A 21,274-nucleotide genomic window follows, 5' to 3' on the forward strand; every position below is an offset into this window, starting at 1 on the left:
TTCAAGGGCTTACACATGAATCCTGATATTCCTCTACAACTTCTGGGCGGCATCAGTGCTCGCGTTTTCCTGCGTGACTACTGGCAGAAAAAACCGCTGCTGATCCGCCAGGCTCTGCCGGACTTTCAAAGCCCGATCGACGCGGACGAGCTTGCCGGCCTCGCCCTGGAAGAAGAAGTGGAGTCGCGCCTGGTCATCGAAAACGGCGAGCGTCCGTGGGAGCTGCGTCGTGGCCCGTTCGCTGAAGACGAGTTCAGCAAGCTGCCCGAGCGCGACTGGACGCTGCTGGTCCAGGCCGTGGACCAATTCGTTCCGGAGGTCAGCGAGCTGCTGGAAAACTTCCGCTTTCTGCCCAGCTGGCGGATTGACGACGTGATGATCAGCTACGCAGCCCCTGGCGGCAGCGTAGGTCCGCATTTCGACAACTATGATGTGTTCCTGCTGCAGGGACACGGCAAACGCCACTGGCAGATCGGCCAGATGTGCGATGCGGAAAGCCCGCTGCTGCAGCATGCCGATCTGCGCATCCTTGCCGAATTCGAGAAGACCGAAGAGTGGACGCTGGAACCGGGCGACATGCTTTATCTGCCGCCGCGCCTGGCGCACTGCGGCGTCGCCGTCGACGACTGCCTGACCTACTCGGTCGGTTTCCGGGCGCCAAGCGCTGCCGAAGTCCTGACTCACTTCACCGACTTCCTCAGCCAGTTTATCCCGGACGAAGAGCGCTATACCGATGCTGATGCCCAGCCGGTCAGCGACCCCCATCAGATCCAGCATGACGCGCTCGATCGCCTGAAAACGCTGCTGGCCGAGCACATGAGTGACGAACGCCTGCTGCTGACCTGGTTCGGCCAGTTCATGACCGAGCCGCGCTACCCGGAACTGGTAACCGGCCCCGAGCTCGACGAACAGGACCTGCTCGACAGCCTCGAGCAGGGCGCGGTGCTGATTCGCAACCCGAGCGCACGGCTGGCCTGGTCTGAAGTCGATGACGATCTGCTACTGTTTGCCAGTGGCCAGAGCCGCCTGCTGCCGGGCAGCCTGCGTGACCTGCTCAAACTGATCTGTGCCGCCGATGCGTTGCACAGCGAAAACCTCGGCCAATGGTTGGCCGATGACGAGGGGCGCAATTTGCTTTGCGAACTCGTAAAACAAGGAAGCCTGGGATTTGCCGATGAATAAAGTCACTGTAGCTGTCGCCCAATGGCAGAAGAACAACGCCGATATCCGGCGCATACGCGATTCGGTATTCATTGCCGAACAATCGGTGCCGCCGGAACTGGAGTGGGATGCCGAAGACGCAGGTGCCGTGCACTTTCTTGCGTACGAGGGTGAATATGCGGTGGGCACTGCCCGACTGCTGCCCGATGGCGAGATCGGTCGCCTGTCAGTCCTGAGAGACTGGCGTGGCCTGAAGGTAGGTGAGGCTCTGTTGGATGCCGTGATCCATGAAGCCGAACAGCGTGGCCTCAAGCCGCTCAAGCTGAGCGCTCAGGTGCAGGCCGTCGAGTTTTATCAGCGCTTCGGCTTTTCGGTTATCAGCGACGAGTTTCTCGAAGCCGGCCTGCCACACGTCGATATGCTCCGCGAAGCGTGATCAACGCCGTTATGTAGGCGCTCACCGCGGCACTACATAATGATCGCCCTGCCCTTTTTCGCTAGACCCTCTCAAGGTCGAACCGAAAAGCGGCAGGGCTTTTTTATGCCTGACCATTCAGCTTGATTGCCTGCAGCCGACACAGTGGCACAATCATGCTTTACGCGCTTACCGCGGAGAATGAACATGTCAGTACGCAACTTGCTCAATGCAGCGCTCACCTCGATGCTGATCGCCTTCAGCGCTCACGTCTTTGCGGCGACTGAAGTCGTCCCGCTCAACTACCGCACCAGTGCCGATCTGTTGCCGGTCGCCAAATCCTTTCTGGGCGACGAAGGCACCGTCAGTGCCTATGGCAATCAACTGATCGTGAACGCAGAGTCCCGCAAGATCGAAGAACTTCGCACCTTGATCTCGCAACTCGATACCGCGCCGAAACGCTTGCTGATCAGCGTCGACACCAGCGACAGCGCGACGCGCAGCAGCAGCGGCTCGCGAGTGATCGAGTACGGTACCGCCAGCCGTGAAGGCGGCGTGCAACAAGTGCAAACCAGCGAAGGCACTCCTGCACTCATCCAGGTTGGCCAGAGCGTACCGCTGACCTCCTCCTCCACGGACACGTACGGATACTCCCGAAGCGACACCGAGTACCGCAACGTAACCCAAGGGTTCTACGTCACGGCCAGCGTGACCGGCGACACGGTTCACCTGAGCATCAGCACCAATCATGATCGCATGAGCCAAGAGCGCCCTGACGCTATCAAGGTGCAAAGTACCGACAGCCAGGTCAGCGGTAGGCTCGGCGAATGGATCACGCTGGCGAGCAACAGCAACGAATCCGTCGCTGATCAGAGTGGCCTGGCGCAGCGCTATTCCACCCAGGGTCGCGACGACATGATTTTGCGCGTAAAGGTTGAAACCCTCGAATAGCCTGCCCGGGCTGAAAACCCAATACTTACGGGCCTTTTGATGACTGGCCGGTCGACTTCTCACAAATATGTAGTGATTTAAAAAAAGCACTACAAAACGTTTGACGCCCCCAGAAGTGCGAGGCATGATTGCCTCGCTCCCGCTAATCAGAGGCTTTGCAAAAAGCCTTCGAGTCGCCGCTCTCAATCACCCCGCAGAGCCGATTCGTGTCCGCACCGCCCACAAGGCAGTTTGACGAGGTTGCGACTGGAACGAAGTTGTCCCGAGGGACGGAAGCGTAAACGGTAACCCGGCAAGGCCAACGGTGATGCACAACGCCACTGCAGGTCCGACTGTCCACCTGACAGCCTCATGTCCGGACGCCCGCTCTCCCCTCGAGCACATCGTTCACCCGTCGCGACCCACGTAACGTGCGGCTTCAAGCAAAACCCCGGATCAGCGAGCAGCCATCTACCGTGCCTTCGATAAACGAGGCGTTTTGGCGGAGCAGGACTTTCCAGCGAGACCTACTTCTAGAGGTTTATCACCATGGCACTGACACGCGAACAACAAATAGCGGCTCTCGAGAAAGACTGGGCTGAAAATCCGCGCTGGACAAACGTGACCCGTACTTACTCCGCTGCAGATGTGGTCCGCCTGCGCGGCTCGGTTCAACCCGAACACACCTTTGCACGACTGGGTGCAGACAAGCTGTGGAATCTGGTGACCCAGGGTGCCAAACCGTCCTTCCGGCCGGACAAGGATTTCGTCAATTGCATGGGCGCCCTCACCGGTGGCCAGGCCGTGCAGCAGGTCAAGGCCGGCATTCAGGCCATCTACCTGTCCGGCTGGCAGGTCGCTGCCGACAACAACTCTGCCGAGTCCATGTACCCGGATCAGTCGCTGTACCCGGTCGACTCGGTGCCGACCGTGGTCAAGCGCATCAACAACTCGTTCCGCCGTGCCGACCAGATTCAGTGGAAAGCCGGCAAGGCGCCGGGTGACGAAGGCTACATCGACTACTTCGCTCCGATCGTCGCAGATGCGGAAGCCGGATTCGGCGGCGTACTCAATGCCTATGAGCTGATGAAAAGCATGATCGAAGCCGGCGCCGCCGGGGTGCACTTCGAAGATCAACTGGCGTCGGTGAAGAAATGCGGCCACATGGGCGGCAAGGTACTGGTCCCGACTCAGGAAGCCATACAGAAACTGGTCGCTGCACGCCTGGCCGCCGACGTGGCCGGTGTACCGACCATCATTCTGGCCCGGACTGACGCCAACGCTGCCGACTTGCTGACATCCGATTGCGATCCGTACGACAAGCCATTCGTGACCGGCGAACGAACCCATGAGGGGTTCTACAAGGTTCGCGCCGGCCTCGATCAGGCCATCGCGCGCGGCCTGGCGTACGCGCCTTACGCTGATCTGATCTGGTGCGAAACAGCCAGGCCGGACCTCGACGAGGCACGCCGCTTCGCCGAAGCGATCAAAAAGCAATACCCCGATCAGTTGCTGTCCTACAACTGCTCGCCGTCCTTCAACTGGAAGAAAAACCTCGACGACGCAACCATCGCCAGGTTTCAGCGCGAGCTCTCGGCCATGGGCTACAAGCACCAGTTCATCACCCTGGCGGGCATTCACAACATGTGGCACAGCATGTTCAACCTGGCGCACGACTACGCCCGCAATGACATGACCGCCTATGTGAAGCTGCAGGAACAGGAGTTCGCCGACGCTGCCAAGGGCTACACCTTCGTGGCTCACCAGCAGGAAGTGGGCACGGGCTATTTCGATGACATGACGACCGTGATCCAGGGTGGCGTATCGTCGGTAACCGCACTGACCGGCTCAACCGAAGAAGAGCAATTCCACTGACACACCGCGCAACGCGTTGAAAATACAGGCCGTCCGTAAGGGCGGTCTGTCTGTTGTGTCAGAGGGTTCCGGTATTGACTTCGGACAATATGCAGTTGCCGAGTGGATGCTATAAAAGGCGCACTTTATAAGCAGTCCCGTCACCCACTATGCGCCGACTACCGTACTTTGAACTATCAAGGCCTCTTCAAATGATATTAATTATCATTCAAATTGCCTTTTATTCCTTTTCGTCATCAAGAAACATAATTAACGAAAACCCTGCTGACGCCCGCCTCACAGGCCCTGCAGCCTTCCCGACAGGTCTCGGGCGATTGATTCCGTAAATAAATTTGATGTAGAAAATTTACTTGCCAACTGTTTGCACATAAAATCAATCCGTTGACCGCACTGCGACATTTCGTCACTGCCTCGACTCTTTATCAAGCACAGAGACCTTTGCTCTCTAACAAGGACTGACAGCATGCCCGAATCGACAGGTCTGATTGCCCACAACTGGGGCTTCGCCATTTTCCTTTTGGGTGTTGTCGGCCTTTGTGCCTTCATGCTCGGTCTGTCCAGCCTGCTCGGAAGCAAGGCCTGGGGCCGCAGCAAGAACGAACCTTTCGAATCCGGCATGCTGCCCACCGGCAGTGCGCGTCTGCGTCTCTCCGCAAAATTCTATCTGGTCGCGATGCTTTTCGTGATCTTTGACATTGAAGCCCTCTTTCTCTTTGCCTGGTCTGTGTCCGTCCGCGAAAGCGGCTGGACCGGATTCGTCGAAGCTCTCGTTTTCATAGCAATTCTGTTGGCAGGTCTTGTCTACCTATGGCGGGTTGGCGCTCTTGACTGGGCTCCTGAAGGTCGCCGTAATCGGCAAGCGAAGCTGAAACAATGAGGCTTTGGCGATGCAATATAATCTCACCAGGATCGACCCGGACGCTCCTAACGAGCAGTACCCCATCGGCAAACGGGAAACCGTTTCCGATCCGTTAGAAGATCAAGTCCACAAAAACATCTACATGGGCAAGCTGGAAGACGTGCTGAGCGGTGCGGTCAACTGGGGGCGTAAAAACTCCCTGTGGCCCTACAACTTCGGCCTGTCGTGCTGCTATGTGGAAATGACCACCGCTTTCACGGCCCCCCACGACATCGCGCGCTTTGGCGCTGAAGTCATCCGGGCGTCGCCACGGCAGGCGGATTTCATGGTTATTGCCGGTACCTGCTTCATCAAGATGGCGCCGATCATCCAGCGTCTCTACGAGCAAATGCTCGAACCCAAGTGGGTCATTTCCATGGGTTCGTGTGCCAACTCCGGTGGCATGTACGACATCTACTCAGTGGTCCAGGGGGTGGACAAATTCCTTCCCGTGGATGTCTACGTGCCCGGCTGCCCGCCCCGCCCCGAAGCGTTTCTGCAAGGCTTGATGCTGTTGCAGGAATCCATCGGCAAGGAGCGTCGCCCTCTTTCCTGGGTCGTTGGCGATCAAGGCGTATACCGCGCCGAGATGCCATCGCAAAAGGAACAGCGCCGCGAACAGCGTATTCAGGTGACCAACCTGCGCAGCCCCGACGAAGTCTGATCCAGCCCGTTCTTCTTATAAAAAAGACAAGAACCGGGGTTGATTCTGTACGTTGACCGAAGTGATTGAGACCTATGACTGCAGACAACGCTCTGTACATCCCGCCTTACAAGGCTGACGACCAAGATGTCGTCGTTGAACTGAATAACCGTTTTGGTGCCGAGGCTTTCACTGCCCAGCCGACTCGCACCGGTATGCCCGTGCTGTGGGTCGAGCGCGCCCGACTGTTTGAAATTCTGACGTTCCTGCGCAACGTGCCCAAACCCTACTCCATGCTCTATGACCTGCATGGCGTGGACGAGCGGCTGCGCACAAACCGTCGTGGTCTGCCCGGCGCAGACTTCACCGTGTTCTATCACCTGCTGTCGATCGAGCGAAACAGCGACGTGATGATCAAGGTAGCGCTTTCCGAAAGCGACCTGAGCGTACCGACCATCACCAGCATCTGGCCGAACGCCAACTGGTACGAGCGTGAAGTCTGGGACATGTTCGGTATCGATTTCCCGGGCCACCCGCACCTGAGCCGCATCATGATGCCGCCGACCTGGGAAGGCCATCCGCTGCGCAAGGACTTCCCTGCCCGTGCGACGGAATTCGACCCGTACAGCCTGACCCTTGCCAAACAGCAACTGGAAGAGGAAGCCGCACGCTTCCGTCCGGAAGACTGGGGCATGAAACGCTCTGGCGCCAACGAGGACTACATGTTCCTCAACCTGGGGCCGAACCACCCTTCCGCTCACGGTGCGTTCCGTATCATTCTGCAACTGGACGGTGAAGAAATCGTCGATTGCGTTCCGGACATCGGCTACCACCACCGTGGTGCCGAGAAGATGGCCGAACGTCAGTCCTGGCACAGCTTCATTCCCTACACCGACCGTATCGATTACCTGGGCGGGGTGATGAACAACCTGCCTTATGTGCTCTCGGTCGAGAAGCTGGCAGGCATCAAGGTGCCGGAAAAGGTCGACGTCATCCGCATCATGATGGCCGAGTTCTTCCGTATCACCAGTCACCTGCTGTTCCTGGGAACCTACATTCAGGACGTGGGCGCCATGACACCGGTGTTCTTCACGTTCACCGACCGCCAGAAAGCCTACACCGTGATCGAAGCCATTACCGGCTTCCGTCTGCACCCTGCCTGGTACCGCATCGGCGGGGTCGCTCACGACCTGCCGCGTGGCTGGGAAAAACTGGTCAAGGACTTCGTCGACTGGCTGCCCAAGCGTCTCGACGAATACACCAAGGCGGCCCTGCAAAACAGTATTCTCAAGGGTCGTACCATTGGCGTCGCCGCCTACAACACCAAGGAAGCCCTCGAGTGGGGCGTCACCGGTGCAGGCCTGCGCTCCACCGGTTGCGACTTCGACCTGCGCAAGGCTCGCCCTTACTCGGGCTACGAGAACTTCGAATTCGAAGTGCCACTGGCCGCCAACGGCGATGCCTATGACCGCTGCATGGTCCGCGTCGAAGAGATGCGCCAGAGCATCAAGATCATCGACCAGTGCATGCGCAACATGCCGGAAGGCCCGTACAAGGCGGATCACCCGCTGACCACGCCGCCGCCGAAAGAGCGCACCCTGCAGCACATCGAAACCCTGATCACGCACTTCCTGCAGGTTTCGTGGGGCCCGGTCATGCCGGCCAACGAATCCTTCCAGATGATCGAAGCGACCAAGGGTATCAACAGCTATTACCTGACGAGCGACGGCGGCACCATGAGCTACCGTACCCGGATCCGCACCCCGAGTTACCCGCACCTGCAGCAGATCCCTTCGGTGATCAAAGGCAGCATGGTCGCGGACTTGATCGCGTACCTGGGTAGTATCGATTTCGTTATGGCCGACGTGGACCGCTAAGCATGAATAGCCCGCTAATCCAGACTGACCGTTTCGCCCTGAGCGAAACCGAGCGCTCGGCCATCGAGCATGAGATGCATCATTACGAGGACCCGCGCGCGGCGTCCATCGAAGCCCTGAAAATTGTTCAGAAGGAACGTGGCTGGGTGCCTGACGGTGCCATTTACGCGATCGGCGACCTGCTGGGCATCCCCGCCAGCGACGTCGAAGGCGTTGCCACCTTCTACAGCCAGATCTTTCGCCAGCCGGTCGGGCGTCACATCATTCGTGTCTGCAACAGCATGGTGTGTTTCATCGGCGGCCACGAAAACGTGGTCGACGAGATCAAGAACTCACTGGGCATCGGCCTGGGTCAGACCACCGCCGACGGTCGTTTCACACTGCTGCCGGTCTGCTGCCTCGGCAACTGTGACAAGGCGCCGGCCGTGATGGTCGACGACGACACTTTCGGCGATGTACAGCCTGCTGGCGTTGCCAAGATGCTGGAGGGTTACCTATGACCATCACTTCCTTCGGCCCTGCCAACCGCATTGCGCGCACGGCAGAAACCCATCCGCTGACCTGGCGTCTGCGCGACGACGGCGAACCGGTCTGGCTCGACGAGTACCAGACCAAGGACGGCTACGCTGCAGCGCGCAAGGCGCTGACGCAGCAGGCGCCTGACGATATCGTCCAGTCGGTCAAGGATTCCGGCCTCAAGGGCCGCGGTGGCGCAGGCTTCCCCACGGGGGTGAAGTGGGGCCTGATGCCCAAAGACGAGTCCATGAACATCCGCTACCTGCTGTGCAACGCGGACGAGATGGAGCCCAATACCTGGAAAGACCGCATGCTGATGGAGCAACTGCCCCATTTGCTGGTCGAGGGCATGCTGATCAGTGCCCGCGCGCTGAAAGCCTATCGCGGCTATATCTTCCTGCGCGGCGAATACGTCACCGCAGCCAAGCACCTCAATCGCGCAGTGGCTGAAGCCAAGGCCGCCGGTTTGCTGGGCAAGAACATTCTCGGCACCGGGTTCGACTTCGAACTGTTCGTGCACACGGGTGCCGGTCGCTACATCTGCGGTGAAGAAACCGCACTGATCAACTCGCTGGAAGGCCGCCGCGCCAACCCGCGTTCCAAGCCGCCCTTCCCTGCTGCGGTGGGCGTGTGGGGCAAGCCGACTTGTGTGAACAACGTCGAGACTTTGTGCAACGTGCCTGCCATCGTCAACAACGGCAACGACTGGTACAAGTCGCTGGCTCGCGAAGGCAGTGAAGACCACGGCACCAAGCTGATGGGTTTCTCCGGCAAGGTCAAAAACCCCGGTTTGTGGGAACTGCCCTTCGGCGTACAGGCTCGCGAACTGTTCGAGGACTACGCCGGCGGCATGCGCGATGGTTTCAAGCTCAAGTGCTGGCAACCCGGAGGCGCCGGTACGGGTTTCCTGCTGCCGGAGCATCTGGACGCGCAGATGTACGCAGGCGGTATCGCCAAGGTCGGCACCCGGATGGGTACGGGGCTGGCGATGGCGGTCGACGATTCGGTCAACATGGTCTCGCTGCTGCGCAACATGGAAGAGTTTTTCGCTCAGGAGTCCTGTGGCTTCTGCACGCCATGCCGCGACGGCTTGCCATGGAGCGTGAAGATGCTTCGCGCCATCGAGAACGGTCAGGGTCAGCCGGGGGATATCGAAACCCTGCTGGGTCTGGTCAATTTCCTCGGCCCTGGCAAGACCTTCTGTGCCCATGCACCGGGCGCTGTTGAACCCTTGGGCAGTGCGATCAAGTATTTCCGTTCCGAGTTCGAAGCCGGTATCGCGCCAGCCAGCGCAGCCACGCTCGTTCCGGGCAAAAGTCCGACAGTGGTCGGCGCATAACAAGACACAACGGTCGGCGGCTGTTCGGGCTGCCGTCCTCGTACCTGCTGACGCCCTCCGGGCTGAACGATACGGGTACTACCGAGATTCCATTAGCCACGCCCGCTGACAACGGGCCAACGAAGACCTTTGAACCATGGCTACTATTCACGTAGACGGCAAAGCGCTCGAAGTCGATGGTGCAGACAACCTGTTACAGGCATGTCTGTCGCTGGGCCTCGATATCCCTTATTTCTGCTGGCACCCCGCCCTTGGCAGCGTTGGCGCCTGTCGCCAGTGCGCGGTCAAGCAGTACACGGACGAGAACGACACACGCGGTCGTATCGTCATGTCCTGCATGACGCCAGCCACCGACAACACCTGGATCTCCATCGAAGATGATGAATCCAAGGCCTTCCGGGCCAGTGTCGTCGAATGGCTGATGACCAACCACCCGCATGACTGCCCGGTCTGCGAAGAAGGCGGTCACTGCCACCTGCAAGACATGACCGTGATGACCGGCCACAACGAGCGCCGTTATCGCTTCACCAAGCGTACCCACCAGAATCAGGAGTTGGGGCCGTTCATCGCGCACGAGATGAACCGCTGCATCGCCTGTTATCGCTGTGTACGCTTTTATAAAGACTACGCGGGCGGCACCGACCTGGGCGTCTACGGTGCCCATGACAACGTGTACTTCGGTCGCGTTGAAGACGGCACGCTGGAAAGCGAGTTCTCCGGCAACCTCACCGAGGTCTGCCCGACCGGTGTGTTCACGGACAAGACCCACTCCGAGCGCTACAACCGCAAGTGGGACATGCAGTTCTCTCCAAGCATCTGCCATGGCTGTTCCAGCGGCTGCAACATCAGCCCGGGTGAACGCTACGGTGAATTGCGCCGCATCGAAAACCGTTACAACGGTTCGGTGAACCAGTACTTCCTCTGCGACCGCGGACGTTTCGGCTACGGCTACGTCAACCGCAAGGACCGCCCGCGTCAGCCATTGCTCGTCGACGGCCAGGTCAAACTGAGCCTGGACGAGGCGCTGGACAAGGCGGCGGACCTGCTGCGCGGCCGTAACATCGTCGGCATCGGTTCTCCTCGCGCAAGCCTCGAAAGCAACTACGCACTGCGTGAGCTGGTCGGCGCCGAGCATTTCTACAGCGGTATCGAAGCCGGTGAGCTGGAGCGTATCAGGCTGATTCTCAAGGTCCTGAACGACAGTCCGCTGCCGATCCCGACCCTGCGTGACATCGAAGATCACGATGCCATCTTCGTCCTCGGCGAAGACCTGACCCAGACAGCAGCGCGTATGGCCCTGGGCTTGCGCCAGGCCGTCAAAGGCAAGGCTGAAGACATGGCAGCGGCGATGAAAGTCCAGCCGTGGCTCGACGCAGCCGTGAAGAACATCGGTCAGCACGAGCTCAATCCGCTGTTCATCGCCAGCCTCGCCGAAACCCGTCTCGACGACGTGGCAGAAGAATGCGTACATGCAGCGCCCGATGACCTGGCGCGTATCGGTTTTGCCGTGGCCCACGCCCTGGACGCCAGCGCACCGGCCGTCGAAGGCCTGGACAGCGAGGCGCTGGAACTGGCGCAACGCATTGCCGACGCACTGCTGGCTGCCAAACGACCGCTGATCATTTCCGGCAGCTCGCTGGGTTCGACAGCGCTGATCGAAGCCGCTGCCAACATCGCCAAGGCCTTGAAGCTGCGCGACAAGCAGGGTTCCATCAGCCTGATCGTGCCTGAAGCCAACAGCATGGGCCTGGCGATGTTCGGCGGCGAGTCCGCAGATGCCGCGCTGCAAGCCGTGATCTCCGGCAAGGCCGACGCTATCGTAGTGCTGGAAAACGATTTGTATCGTCGTCTGGACGCCAAGATCGTCGACGCCGCGCTGAGCGCTGCGAAAGTCGTGATCGTCGCTGACCATCAGAAAACCCCGACCAGCGACCGTGCCCATCTGATTCTGCCAGCAGCCAGCTTCGCTGAAGGCGACGGCACACTGGTCAGCCAGGAAGGCCGCGCCCAGCGCTTCTTCCAGGTCTTCGATCCGACCTATCTGGATGCCAGCATTCTGGTCCACGAAGGCTGGCGCTGGTTGCATGCCCTGCGTGCCACCTTGCTGAACAAGCCGGTCGACTGGACGCAACTCGACCACGTCACCGAAGCCTGCGCCGGCAGCACGCCGCAACTGGCGGGTATCGTCAACGCCGCGCCGTCTGCATCGTTCCGCATCAAGGGCCTGAAACTGGCTCGCGAACCGCTGCGTTATAGCGGCCGTACAGCGATGCGAGCCAACATCAGCGTGCATGAGCCGCGCACCTCGCAAGACATCGACACCGCGTTCTCTTTCTCCATGGAAGGCTACTCGGGCTCGGCCGAGCCTCGTCAGCAGGTGCCATTCGCCTGGTCGCCGGGCTGGAACTCGCCGCAGGCCTGGAACAAGTTTCAGGACGAAGTCGGCGGTCATTTGCGTGCCGGCGATCCGGGCACTCGCCTGATCGAAAGCCAGGGCGATGGTCTGTCATGGTTCTCCAGCGTGCCACGCGCGTTCTCTCCAGAACGCGGCACCTGGCAGGTCGTGCCGTTCTTCCACCTGTTCGGCAGCGACGAAACCTCGTCTCTGGCCGCGCCGGTTCAGGAACGCATCCCGCAGGCCTATGTCGCCCTGGCCAAATCCGAAGCCGATCGTCTCGGCGTCAACGACGGTGCCCTGCTCTCCTTGAGCATCGGCGGCGAAACGCTGACCTTGCCGCTGCGCATCAGCGAAGAACTGGGCGCGGGTCTTGTGGCATTGCCGGCAGGACTGCCCGGCATTCCGCCAGCACTCTTCGGCAAATCCGTTGACGGTCTGCAGGAGGCAGCGCAATGACCTGGTTTACCCCTGATGTGATCGACGCAATCATCGCGGTGGTCAAGGCCATCGTGGTGTTGCTGGCCGTCGTGATTTGCGGTGCCCTGCTGAGTTTCATCGAGCGTCGTCTGCTGGGTTGGTGGCAGGATCGTTATGGCCCGAACCGCGTGGGTCCGTTCGGCATGTTCCAGATCGCAGCCGACATGTTGAAAATGTTCTTCAAGGAAGACTGGACCCCACCGTTCGCCGACAAGGTGATCTTCACCCTGGCGCCAGTGGTTGCCATGAGCGCCTTGCTGATCGCCTTTGCGGTCATCCCGATCACCCCGACCTGGGGCGTCGCGGATCTGAACATCGGTCTGTTGTTCTTCTTCGCCATGGCCGGTCTGTCCGTGTATGCGGTGCTGTTCGCCGGCTGGTCGAGCAACAACAAGTTCGCCCTGCTGGGCAGCCTGCGTGCTTCGGCACAAACCGTGTCCTACGAAGTGTTCATGGGTCTTGCGCTGATGGGCATCGTGGTTCAGGTCGGCTCTTTCAACATGCGCGACATCGTTGAATATCAGGCGCAGAACCTGTGGTTCATCATTCCGCAGTTCTTCGGCTTCTGTACGTTCTTCATCGCAGGCGTCGCGGTGACTCACCGCCACCCGTTCGACCAACCGGAAGCCGAGCAGGAACTGGCTGACGGCTACCACATTGAATATGCCGGCATGAAATGGGGCATGTTCTTCGTGGGCGAATACATCGGGATCATCTTGATCTCGGCGCTGCTGGTGACGCTGTTCTTCGGTGGCTGGCACGGTCCGTTCGACATTCTGCCATCGCTGGCTTTCTTCTGGTTCGCCTTGAAAACCGCGTTTTTCATCATGCTGTTCATTCTGCTGCGCGCCTCCATCCCGCGCCCGCGTTATGACCAGGTCATGGATTTCAGCTGGAAGTTCTGTCTGCCGCTGACCCTGATCAATTTGCTGGTGACTGCTGCGATTGTGTTGTTAAACACACCGGCAGGCTCGGTTCAGTGAGGATTTGACCCATGTTCAAATATATTGGTGACATCGTTAAAGGTACGGGTACCCAGTTGCGCAGTATGGTCATGGTCTTCGGCCACGGCTTTCGCAAGCGCGACACCCTGCAATATCCCGAAGAGCAGGTTTATCTCCCTCCTCGCTATCGCGGTCGCATCGTACTGACCCGCGACCCCGATGGCGAAGAGCGCTGCGTAGCGTGCAACCTGTGTGCAGTAGCCTGTCCGGTTGGCTGTATTTCGTTGCAGAAAGCCGAGACAGAGGACGGACGCTGGTATCCCGACTTCTTCCGCATCAACTTCTCGCGTTGCATCTTCTGCGGCCTGTGCGAAGAAGCCTGCCCGACTACCGCAATCCAGCTTACGCCGGACTTCGAGATGGCCGAGTTCAAGCGTCAGGATCTGGTGTACGAGAAGGAAGATCTGCTGATCTCCGGTCCTGGCAAGAACCCTGACTACAACTTCTATCGCGTTGCCGGTATGGCCATTGGCGGCAAGCCCAAGGGCTCCGCACAGAACGAAGCCGAGCCGATCAACGTCAAGAGCTTGCTGCCTTAAGGAAGTAAAGATGGAATTCGCTTTCTACTTCGCATCCGGTATCGCTGTTGTGTCCACCCTGCGGGTGATCACCAACACGAACCCGGTGCACGCCCTGCTCTACCTGATCATCTCGCTGATCGCCGTAGCAATGACGTTCTTCAGCCTCGGCGCGCCGTTCGCCGGTGTGCTGGAAGTCATTGCCTACGCGGGCGCGATCATGGTCCTGTTCGTGTTTGTGGTGATGATGCTCAACCTCGGCCCGGCCTCGGTTCAGCAGGAACGTGCCTGGCTCAAACCCGGCATCTGGATAGGCCCGGTCATTCTCGGCGCGCTGTTGCTGGCCGAGTTGCTGTATGTGCTGTTCGCCAACCCGACCGGCGCTGGTGTCGGTCACACCACGGTCGACGCCAAGGCAGTCGGCATCAGCCTGTTCGGGCCCTATCTGCTGGTGGTGGAACTCGCCTCGATGCTGCTGCTTGCAGCAGCCATCACGGCCTTCCATCTGGGCCGCAACGAGGCCAAGGAGCCAAGCCAATGAATGCTATCCCTCTTGAGCACGGTCTGGCGGTCGCCGGGGTCCTGTTCTGTCTGGGTCTGGTCGGCCTGATGGTGCGCCGTAATATTCTCTTCGTGTTGATGAGCCTGGAAATCATGATGAACGCCGCTGCACTGGCATTCGTCGTTGCCGGCAGTCGCTGGGGACAACCGGACGGGCAGGTGATGTTCATCCTGGTGATCAGCCTTGCGGCAGCCGAGGCCAGTATCGGCCTGGCGATCCTGATGCAACTGTATCGCCGCTTCCACACTCTCGATATCGATGCTGCCAGCGAGATGCGCGGATGAATCTTCTCTTTCTGACTTTCGTATTCCCCCTCATCGGCTTTCTGCTGCTGTCGTTCTCCCGTGGACGCATCTCGGAAAACCTCGCTGCGCTGATCGGCGTCGGCTCCATCGGCCTGTCAGCCATTGTCACTGCCTGGGTCATCTGGCAGTTCAACGTGGCACCCCCCGAAGGCGGTCACTACACCCAGGTGCTGTGGCGCTGGATGGACGTCGATGGCTTCCAGCCCAACTTCGCACTGTATCTGGACGGGCTGTCCGTCACGATGCTGGGCGTCGTGGTTGGCGTCGGCTTCCTGATCCACCTGTTCGCGTCCTGGTACATGCGCGGTGAAGCGGGCTATTCGCGCTTCTTCTCCTACACCAACCTGTTCATTGCCAGCATGCTGTTCCTGATCCTGGGCGACAACCTGCTGTTCATCTACTTCGGTTGGGAAGGCGTAGGGCTGTGCAGCTACCTGTTGATCGGTTTCTATTACAGCAACCGCAACAACGGCAACGCAGCGCTCAAAGCGTTCATCGTCACCCGTATCGGTGACGTATTCATGGCTATCGGTCTGTTCATCCTGTTCCAGCAACTGGGCACGCTCAATGTGCAGGAACTGCTGGTCAGGGCGCCGGAACACTTCAAGGTCGGCGATTTCTGGATCGTGCTGGCGACGTTGATGCTGCTGGGCGGTGCGGTCGGTAAATCCGCCCAGCTGCCACTGCAAACCTGGCTGGCTGACGCGATGGCCGGTCCTACTCCGGTTTCGGCGCTGATCCACGCAGCGACCATGGTCACGGCGGGCGTTTACCTGATCGCGCGTACTCACGGCCTGTTTGCACTGGCACCCGACATTCTGCATCTGGTCGGGATTGTCGGCGGCGTCACGCTGGTTCTGGCGGGTTTCGCCGCATTGGTGCAGACCGACATCAAGCGTATCCTCGCCTACTCGACCATGAGCCAGATCGGCTACATGTTCCTGGCACTGGGCGTCGGCGCCTGGGAAGGCGCGATCTTCCACCTGATGACCCACGCCTTCTTCAAGGCGCTGCTGTTCCTTGCTTCCGGTGCGGTGATCGTTGCCTGCCACCACGAGCAGAACATCTTCAAGATGGGCGGTCTGTGGAAGAAACTGCCATTGGCCTACGCCAGCTTCATCGTCGGTGGCGCTGCTCTTTCCGCTCTGCCGCTGCTGACGGCGGGCTTCTACTCCAAGGACGAAATTCTCTGGGAAGCATTTGCCAGCGGTAACAACGGTTTGCTGTATGCCGGCCTGGTGGGCGCGTTCATGACGTCGCTGTACACCTTCCGCCTGATCTTCATCGCGTTCCACGGAGAAGCCAAGACCGAAGCACACGCAGGTCACGGCATCGCTCACTGGCTGCCACTGTCGGTGCTGATCGTGCTGTCGACGTTCATCGGCGCGCTGATCACTCCGCCGCTGGCCGGTGTGCTGCCGCAGAGCGTCGGCCATGCCGGTGGCGAAGCCAAGCACAGTCTGGAGATCGCCTCCGGCGCCATCGCGCTGGCCGGTATCCTGCTGGCAGCGTTGCTGTTCCTCGGCAAGCGCCGCCTGGCAACGGCTATCGCCAACAGCGCTCCGGGCCGTTTCCTCTCGGCCTGGTGGTTCGCGGCATGGGGCTTCGACTGGATCTACGACAAGCTGTTCGTCAAGCCGTATCTGGCAATCAGCCATGTACTGCGTAGTGATCCGTTCGACCGCACCATCGGCTTGATCCCACGTCTGGTCAAAGGCGGTCATGACACCATGAGCCGCACCGAGACCGGCCAGTTGCGTTGGTATGCTGCCTCGATCGCCGTGGGTGCCGTTCTGGTACTCGGTGCCGTCGTTCTGGTTGCGATCTGATATGAACCTTGCGAATTTGCGAAAGGAATTGAGCCCGTCATGATTCTGCCCTGGCTAATCCTGATCCCCTTCATCGGCGGCCTGCTGTGCTGGCTGGGTGAGCGCTTCGGCTCTACCCTGCCGCGCTGGATTGCGTTGCTGACAATGACCCTGGAACTGGTTCTCGGCCTCTGGCTGTGGGCTACCGGCAACTTCGGCTACGCGCCGGTGCCGGGTGCCGATCCGACCTGGACCCTGGAATTCCACCACCCGTGGATCACCCGCTTCGGCATCGATGTGCATCTGGCACTCGATGGCCTGTCGCTGCTGATGATCCTGCTGACCGGCCTGCTAGGCGTGCTGTCGGTGCTCTGCTCGTGGAAGGAAATCCAGCGCAAGGTCGGTTTCTTCCACCTTAACCTGATGTGGATTCTGGGCGGTGTCGTCGGCGTGTTCCTGGCCATCGACCTGTTCATGTTCTTCTTCTTCTGGGAAATGATGCTGGTGCCGATGTATTTCCTCATCGCGCTCTGGGGTCACAGCTCTTCGGATGGCAAGAAAACCCGTATCTACGCGGCCACCAAGTTCTTCATCTTCACTCAGGCCAGTGGCCTGATCATGCTGGTGGCGATCCTGGGTCTGGTGCTGGTGCACTTCAATCAGACCGGCGTGATCACCTTTGCCTACGCCGACCTGCTGAAGACCAAACTGGCACCAGGCACCGAGTACATCCTGATGCTGGGCTTCTTCATAGCCTTCGCCGTCAAGCTGCCGGTGGTGCCATTGCACTCCTGGCTGCCGGATGCGCATGCCCAGGCACCGACTGCAGGCTCCGTCGACCTGGCGGGTATCCTGCTGAAGACTGCGGCTTACGGCCTGCTGCGTTTTGCCCTGCCGCTGTTCCCCAACGCATCGGCCGAGTTCGCACCGATTGCAATGACGCTGGGCCTGGTCGGTATCTTCTACGGCGCATTCCTGGCGTTTGCCCAGACCGACATCAAGCGTCTGATCGCATTCTCCAGCGTTTCGCACATGGGCTTCGTACTGATCGGTATCTACTCGGGCAGCCAGCAAGCGCTGCAAGGCGTACTGATCCAGATGATCGCCCACGGTCTATCGGCTGCGGCACTGTTCATTCTCAGTGGCCAGTTGTACGAGCGCCTGCACACCCGCGACATGCGTGAGATGGGCGGTCTGTGGTCACGCATCGCCTACATCCCGGCCATCAGCCTGTTCTTTGCCGCCGCCTCTCTGGGTCTGCCGGGCACCGGCAACTTCGTCGGCGAGTTCCTGATTCTGCTGGGCAGCTTTGCCAGCTCACCCTGGATCACGGCGATTGCCACTTCCGGTCTGGTATTTGGTTCTGTCTACTCGCTGATCATGATCCACCGCGCCTACTTCGGCCCGTCGAAGTCCGACGAGGTTCTGAAGGGCATGGACGGACGGGAAATGATCATGGTGCTGGGCCTTGCCGTGCTGCTGGTCGTGCTCGGGGTATTCCCGCAGCCGTTCCTCGACACATCGGCGGCGACCATGCACGGCGTGCAGCAATGGCTAGGCACTGCCTTCACTCAACTCGCTTCGGCCCGGTAAGAGCGCTATGGACCTGACGATTCAACACTTTATTGCGCTTGCGCCACTGCTGATCACCAGCCTTACCATTGTCGTGGTGATGCTTGCGATCGCATGGCGCCGCAATCACTCGCAAACGTTCCTGCTTTCGGTAGCAGGCCTCAACCTGGCCCTGCTGTCGATTTATCCGGCATTGAAAGTCGCCCCTCTGGTCGTGACGCCACTGCTGCATATCGACAACTTTGCCTGCCTGTACATGGCGATCATCCTCGCCTCTACCCTCGCTTGCGTGACCATGGCGCACGCCTATCTAGGTGACGGCAAGGCCGGGTATCCGGGCAATCGCGAAGAGCTTTACCTGCTGATCCTGCTGGCAGCTGCCGGTGGACTGGTTCTGGTCAGCGCTCAGCATCTGGCGGGGCTGTTCATCGGCCTGGAACTGCTGTCGGTGCCGGTCTACGGGTTGGTGGCTTATGCCTTCTTCAACAAGCGTTCGCTGGAAGGCGGCATCAAGTACATGGTCCTGTCGGCTGCAGGCTCGGCGTTCCTGCTGTTCGGTATGGCGCTGCTGTACGCAGAGGCAGGCTCGCTGAGCTTCGACGGTATCGGCAAGGCCATCGCGGCAACCGGCATGCCGAGCCCGATTGCCAGCCTGGGTCTGGGCATGATGGTCGTCGGCCTGGCCTTCAAGCTGTCACTGGTGCCGTTCCACTTGTGGACCCCGGACGTTTACGAAGGCGCCCCTGCGCCGGTCGCTGCCTTCCTGGCAACTGCCAGCAAGGTGGCAGTGTTCGCGGTACTGGTGCGTCTGTTCCAGATTTCCCCGGCAGCCAGCAGCGGTGTCTTGCATGATGTACTGGCAGTCATCGCCGTCGCGTCGATCCTCGTCGGCAACCTGCTGGCGCTGACTCAGACCAACCTCAAGCGTCTGCTGGGCTACTCCTCCATCGCCCACTTCGGTTACCTGATGATTGCGCTGGTGGCCAGCAAGGGCATGGCGGTCGAGGCGATCGGCGTCTACCTGGCGACTTACGTCCTGACCTCGCTGGGCAGCTTCGGTGTGATCACCATGATGTCTTCGCCTTACAGCGGACGTGATGCCGACGCGATGTTCGAATACCGTGGACTGTTCTGGCGTCGCCCTTACCTGACGGCAGTCATGACCCTGATGATGCTGTCGCTGGCAGGTATCCCGCTCACCGCAGGTTTCATCGGCAAGTTCTATATCATCGCCACTGGTGTCGAATCGCAGTTGTGGTGGCTGATCGGGGCTCTGGTAATCGGTAGCGCCATCGGCGTGTTCTACTACCTGCGCGTGATGGTCACCATGTATCTGGTCGACAACAAGCTTCCTCGCCATGATGCAGCCATCAACTGGGCACAGCGCACGGGCGGCGTGATGCTGCTGGCCGTTGCGATCCTGACCTTCGTGCTGGGTGTGTATCCGCAACCGCTGCTCGATCTGGTGCTCAATGCCGGTCTGCACGTAGCAGGCTGATCCAGCGCAAACAAAAAGCCCTGCTCTCGAGCAGGGCTTTTTTTGTCTTCGAAAACGGCTAATGCCTGACGTCATGGGCAAACGTGGCAATGCGTCCTTGCAATGTCAGCCTGGCAGTTTCACGGGCTTCTTGGCGCCGCTGAACAATCCCCAGCTGGACATGAACAGCGCCGCCACCAGAGGCCCGATCACAAAGCCGTTCAGACCAAAGACCGACATGCCGCCCAGCGTGGAAATAAGGATCAGGTAGTCCGGCATTTTGGTGTCCTTACCCACCAGGATCGGACGCAGGACGTTATCCACCAGACCGATCACCAGGACGCCAAACAAGCCCAGTACCACACCTTGCCAGATCATGCCGCTAAGCAGGAAGTAGATCGCCACTGGCGCCCAGACAATCCCGGCTCCCACCGCAGGCAACAGCGACAGGAACGCCATGATCACCGCCCAGAGCAACGCACTCGGGATGTCCAGCACCCAGAAGATGAAGCCACCCAGCGCACCTTGCGTCACCGCGACCACCACGTTGCCTTTGACGGTGGCACGTACCACTCGGGTGAACTTGAGCTGCAGACGACGCTTCTGCTGTTCGCCCAACGGGAAGGCCGTGCGGATCTTGCGTACCAGCTCCTGTCCGTCGCGCAGGAAGAAGTACAGCAGGTAAAGCATGATGAAGACGCTGACGACAAAGTCGAAGGTGCCCTGCCCGAAACTGAATGCCTGCGTCGCCAGGTACTGACTGCCCTGCATCGCGCCCTTGGCGATCTTGTCGCGTAACCCCTCCAGGTCGCCCATGCCCAGACGATCGAGCAGCGCCTGCATGGAGTGCGGCAACAGGTCCTTGAACTCGGCCAGATAACCGGCGATATCCAGTTGCCCGGTCTCGACGTTCTTGTACAGCGTGGTGCCCTCCTGAACCAGCAAGGCGCTGATCACGATCACCGGCAGAATCGCGATGACCAGACAGATCGTCAGGGTGCACAGGGAAGTGAGATTGCGTGACCAGTTGAACTTGATCTGCAACTTGCGCTGCACAGGCGCGAAGATGATTCCAAGGATGACCGCCCAGAATACTGCGCCATAGAACGGCAGCAGAATCCATATGAAGGCAATGGTCACCAGTACCAGTAGCAGAATGAGGGTTTTGTATTGCAGCGTGGTTTCGTTCATGTCCTGTCCATGTCATTAGACCGCGCATCGCGCCCGGTCTAGAGCTTAGTCAGCACGCGAGCGCACGAGTGCCATCTTCCATGAAGGCAATATGACGGCGATGCCAGTCGCGAGTGATGGCAGGGGTTCAAGCCCCTGCCAGACAGGCATCAGACCCGGACCTGATCGACCAGACTGTCCAGGCGCGCGCCCGGTTTTGCCAGGCTGCGGGAGGTCTCTGCGCTTTGCCGGGCTTCATCGGCGACGCTCTCGACAGCAGCCGCGAGCTGATGAACGCTGCGATTGATTTCTCTGAAAGATACGGGCTG

The 21,274-nt window shown here is 59.7% G+C and carries 18 protein-coding genes; 17 read left to right on the forward strand and 1 reads right to left on the reverse strand.

Annotated elements, in window-relative coordinates:
* Window positions 1-15 precede the first annotated feature (15 nt).
* The 17 genes from KUIN1_RS16335 to nuoN all read left to right on the forward strand — a co-directional run bounded on the left by KUIN1_RS16335 (window position 16) and on the right by nuoN (window position 19,796).
* Window positions 16-1,182, forward strand: coding sequence for a ribosomal protein uL16 3-hydroxylase (locus KUIN1_RS16335; protein ID WP_003405098.1), 1,167 nt, complete (start codon window positions 16-18; stop codon window positions 1,180-1,182).
* Window positions 1,175-1,597, forward strand: a complete 423-nt coding sequence (locus tag KUIN1_RS16340) for a GNAT family N-acetyltransferase (protein WP_003405100.1) — start codon at window positions 1,175-1,177, stop codon at window positions 1,595-1,597. Before KUIN1_RS16335 ends, KUIN1_RS16340 begins: the two co-directional genes overlap by 8 nt.
* A 186-nt stretch (window positions 1,598-1,783) precedes the next feature.
* A complete protein-coding gene (locus KUIN1_RS16345; protein ID WP_003405102.1) occupies window positions 1,784-2,527 on the forward strand; it encodes a secretin N-terminal domain-containing protein in 744 nt (247 codons plus the stop codon).
* Window positions 2,528-3,055: 528 nt separating this feature from the next.
* Window positions 3,056-4,381, forward strand: a complete 1,326-nt coding sequence (gene aceA / locus KUIN1_RS16350; protein ID WP_011268275.1) for an isocitrate lyase — start codon at window positions 3,056-3,058, stop codon at window positions 4,379-4,381.
* Window positions 4,382-4,844: 463 nt separating this feature from the next.
* Complete coding sequence (locus KUIN1_RS16355) at window positions 4,845-5,258, forward strand: NADH-quinone oxidoreductase subunit A (RefSeq protein ID WP_002554011.1); 414 nt, start codon at window positions 4,845-4,847, stop codon at window positions 5,256-5,258.
* A gap of 10 nt (window positions 5,259-5,268) precedes the next feature.
* The gene (locus KUIN1_RS16360; protein ID WP_003405105.1) at window positions 5,269-5,943 is read left to right on the forward strand and encodes a NuoB/complex I 20 kDa subunit family protein; all 675 of its coding nucleotides are present in this window, start codon (window positions 5,269-5,271) and stop codon (window positions 5,941-5,943) included.
* 74 nt (window positions 5,944-6,017) lie between these two features.
* Window positions 6,018-7,799: an NADH-quinone oxidoreductase subunit C/D gene (gene nuoC, locus KUIN1_RS16365; protein WP_011268276.1), complete on the forward strand. Its 1,782-nt coding sequence runs from the start codon at window positions 6,018-6,020 to the stop codon at window positions 7,797-7,799.
* Between the two features lie 2 nt (window positions 7,800-7,801).
* Window positions 7,802-8,299 (forward strand): NADH-quinone oxidoreductase subunit NuoE, encoded by a 498-nt coding sequence (nuoE, locus tag KUIN1_RS16370; protein WP_003371730.1) that lies wholly within the window; start codon window positions 7,802-7,804, stop codon window positions 8,297-8,299.
* Window positions 8,296-9,654 (forward strand): NADH-quinone oxidoreductase subunit NuoF, encoded by a 1,359-nt coding sequence (gene nuoF, locus KUIN1_RS16375; RefSeq protein WP_003405108.1) that lies wholly within the window; start codon window positions 8,296-8,298, stop codon window positions 9,652-9,654. Before nuoE ends, nuoF begins: the two co-directional genes overlap by 4 nt.
* A gap of 136 nt (window positions 9,655-9,790) precedes the next feature.
* A complete protein-coding gene (gene nuoG / locus KUIN1_RS16380) occupies window positions 9,791-12,508 on the forward strand; it encodes an NADH-quinone oxidoreductase subunit NuoG (protein ID WP_152092126.1) in 2,718 nt (905 codons plus the stop codon).
* Window positions 12,505-13,512, forward strand: a complete 1,008-nt coding sequence (nuoH, locus tag KUIN1_RS16385) for an NADH-quinone oxidoreductase subunit NuoH (protein ID WP_003405110.1) — start codon at window positions 12,505-12,507, stop codon at window positions 13,510-13,512. The genes nuoG and nuoH overlap by 4 nt, the downstream gene beginning before the upstream one ends.
* Window positions 13,513-13,523: 11 nt before the next feature.
* Window positions 13,524-14,072 carry an NADH-quinone oxidoreductase subunit NuoI gene (gene nuoI / locus KUIN1_RS16390; protein ID WP_003405112.1) on the forward strand — a complete coding sequence of 183 codons (549 nt, stop codon included), beginning with the start codon at window positions 13,524-13,526 and terminating at the stop codon, window positions 14,070-14,072.
* 10 nt (window positions 14,073-14,082) lie between these two features.
* The gene (nuoJ, locus tag KUIN1_RS16395; protein ID WP_003317979.1) at window positions 14,083-14,592 is read left to right on the forward strand and encodes an NADH-quinone oxidoreductase subunit J; all 510 of its coding nucleotides are present in this window, start codon (window positions 14,083-14,085) and stop codon (window positions 14,590-14,592) included.
* Window positions 14,589-14,897 (forward strand): NADH-quinone oxidoreductase subunit NuoK, encoded by a 309-nt coding sequence (gene nuoK / locus KUIN1_RS16400; RefSeq protein WP_003317980.1) that lies wholly within the window; start codon window positions 14,589-14,591, stop codon window positions 14,895-14,897. Before nuoJ ends, nuoK begins: the two co-directional genes overlap by 4 nt.
* Window positions 14,894-16,747, forward strand: a complete 1,854-nt coding sequence (nuoL, locus tag KUIN1_RS16405) for an NADH-quinone oxidoreductase subunit L (RefSeq protein WP_010427021.1) — start codon at window positions 14,894-14,896, stop codon at window positions 16,745-16,747. The genes nuoK and nuoL overlap by 4 nt, the downstream gene beginning before the upstream one ends.
* A gap of 39 nt (window positions 16,748-16,786) precedes the next feature.
* On the forward strand, window positions 16,787-18,319 hold the full coding sequence (nuoM, locus tag KUIN1_RS16410) for an NADH-quinone oxidoreductase subunit M (protein ID WP_002554022.1): 1,533 nt from the start codon (window positions 16,787-16,789) through the stop codon (window positions 18,317-18,319).
* Window positions 18,320-18,326: 7 nt separating this feature from the next.
* A complete protein-coding gene (nuoN, locus tag KUIN1_RS16415; protein WP_024642923.1) occupies window positions 18,327-19,796 on the forward strand; it encodes an NADH-quinone oxidoreductase subunit NuoN in 1,470 nt (489 codons plus the stop codon).
* A 105-nt stretch (window positions 19,797-19,901) separates the two neighbouring features.
* On the opposite strand, the gene KUIN1_RS16420 is transcribed toward nuoN, so the two are convergent.
* Window positions 19,902-20,966: an AI-2E family transporter gene (locus KUIN1_RS16420; protein ID WP_003405122.1), complete on the reverse strand. Its 1,065-nt coding sequence runs from the start codon at window positions 20,964-20,966 to the stop codon at window positions 19,902-19,904.
* Window positions 20,967-21,274 lie beyond the last annotated feature (308 nt).

It is taken from the genome of Pseudomonas sp. KUIN-1 (assembly GCF_009176725.1).
GTDB classification, from domain to species: Bacteria; Pseudomonadota; Gammaproteobacteria; order Pseudomonadales; family Pseudomonadaceae; genus Aquipseudomonas; species Aquipseudomonas fragariae.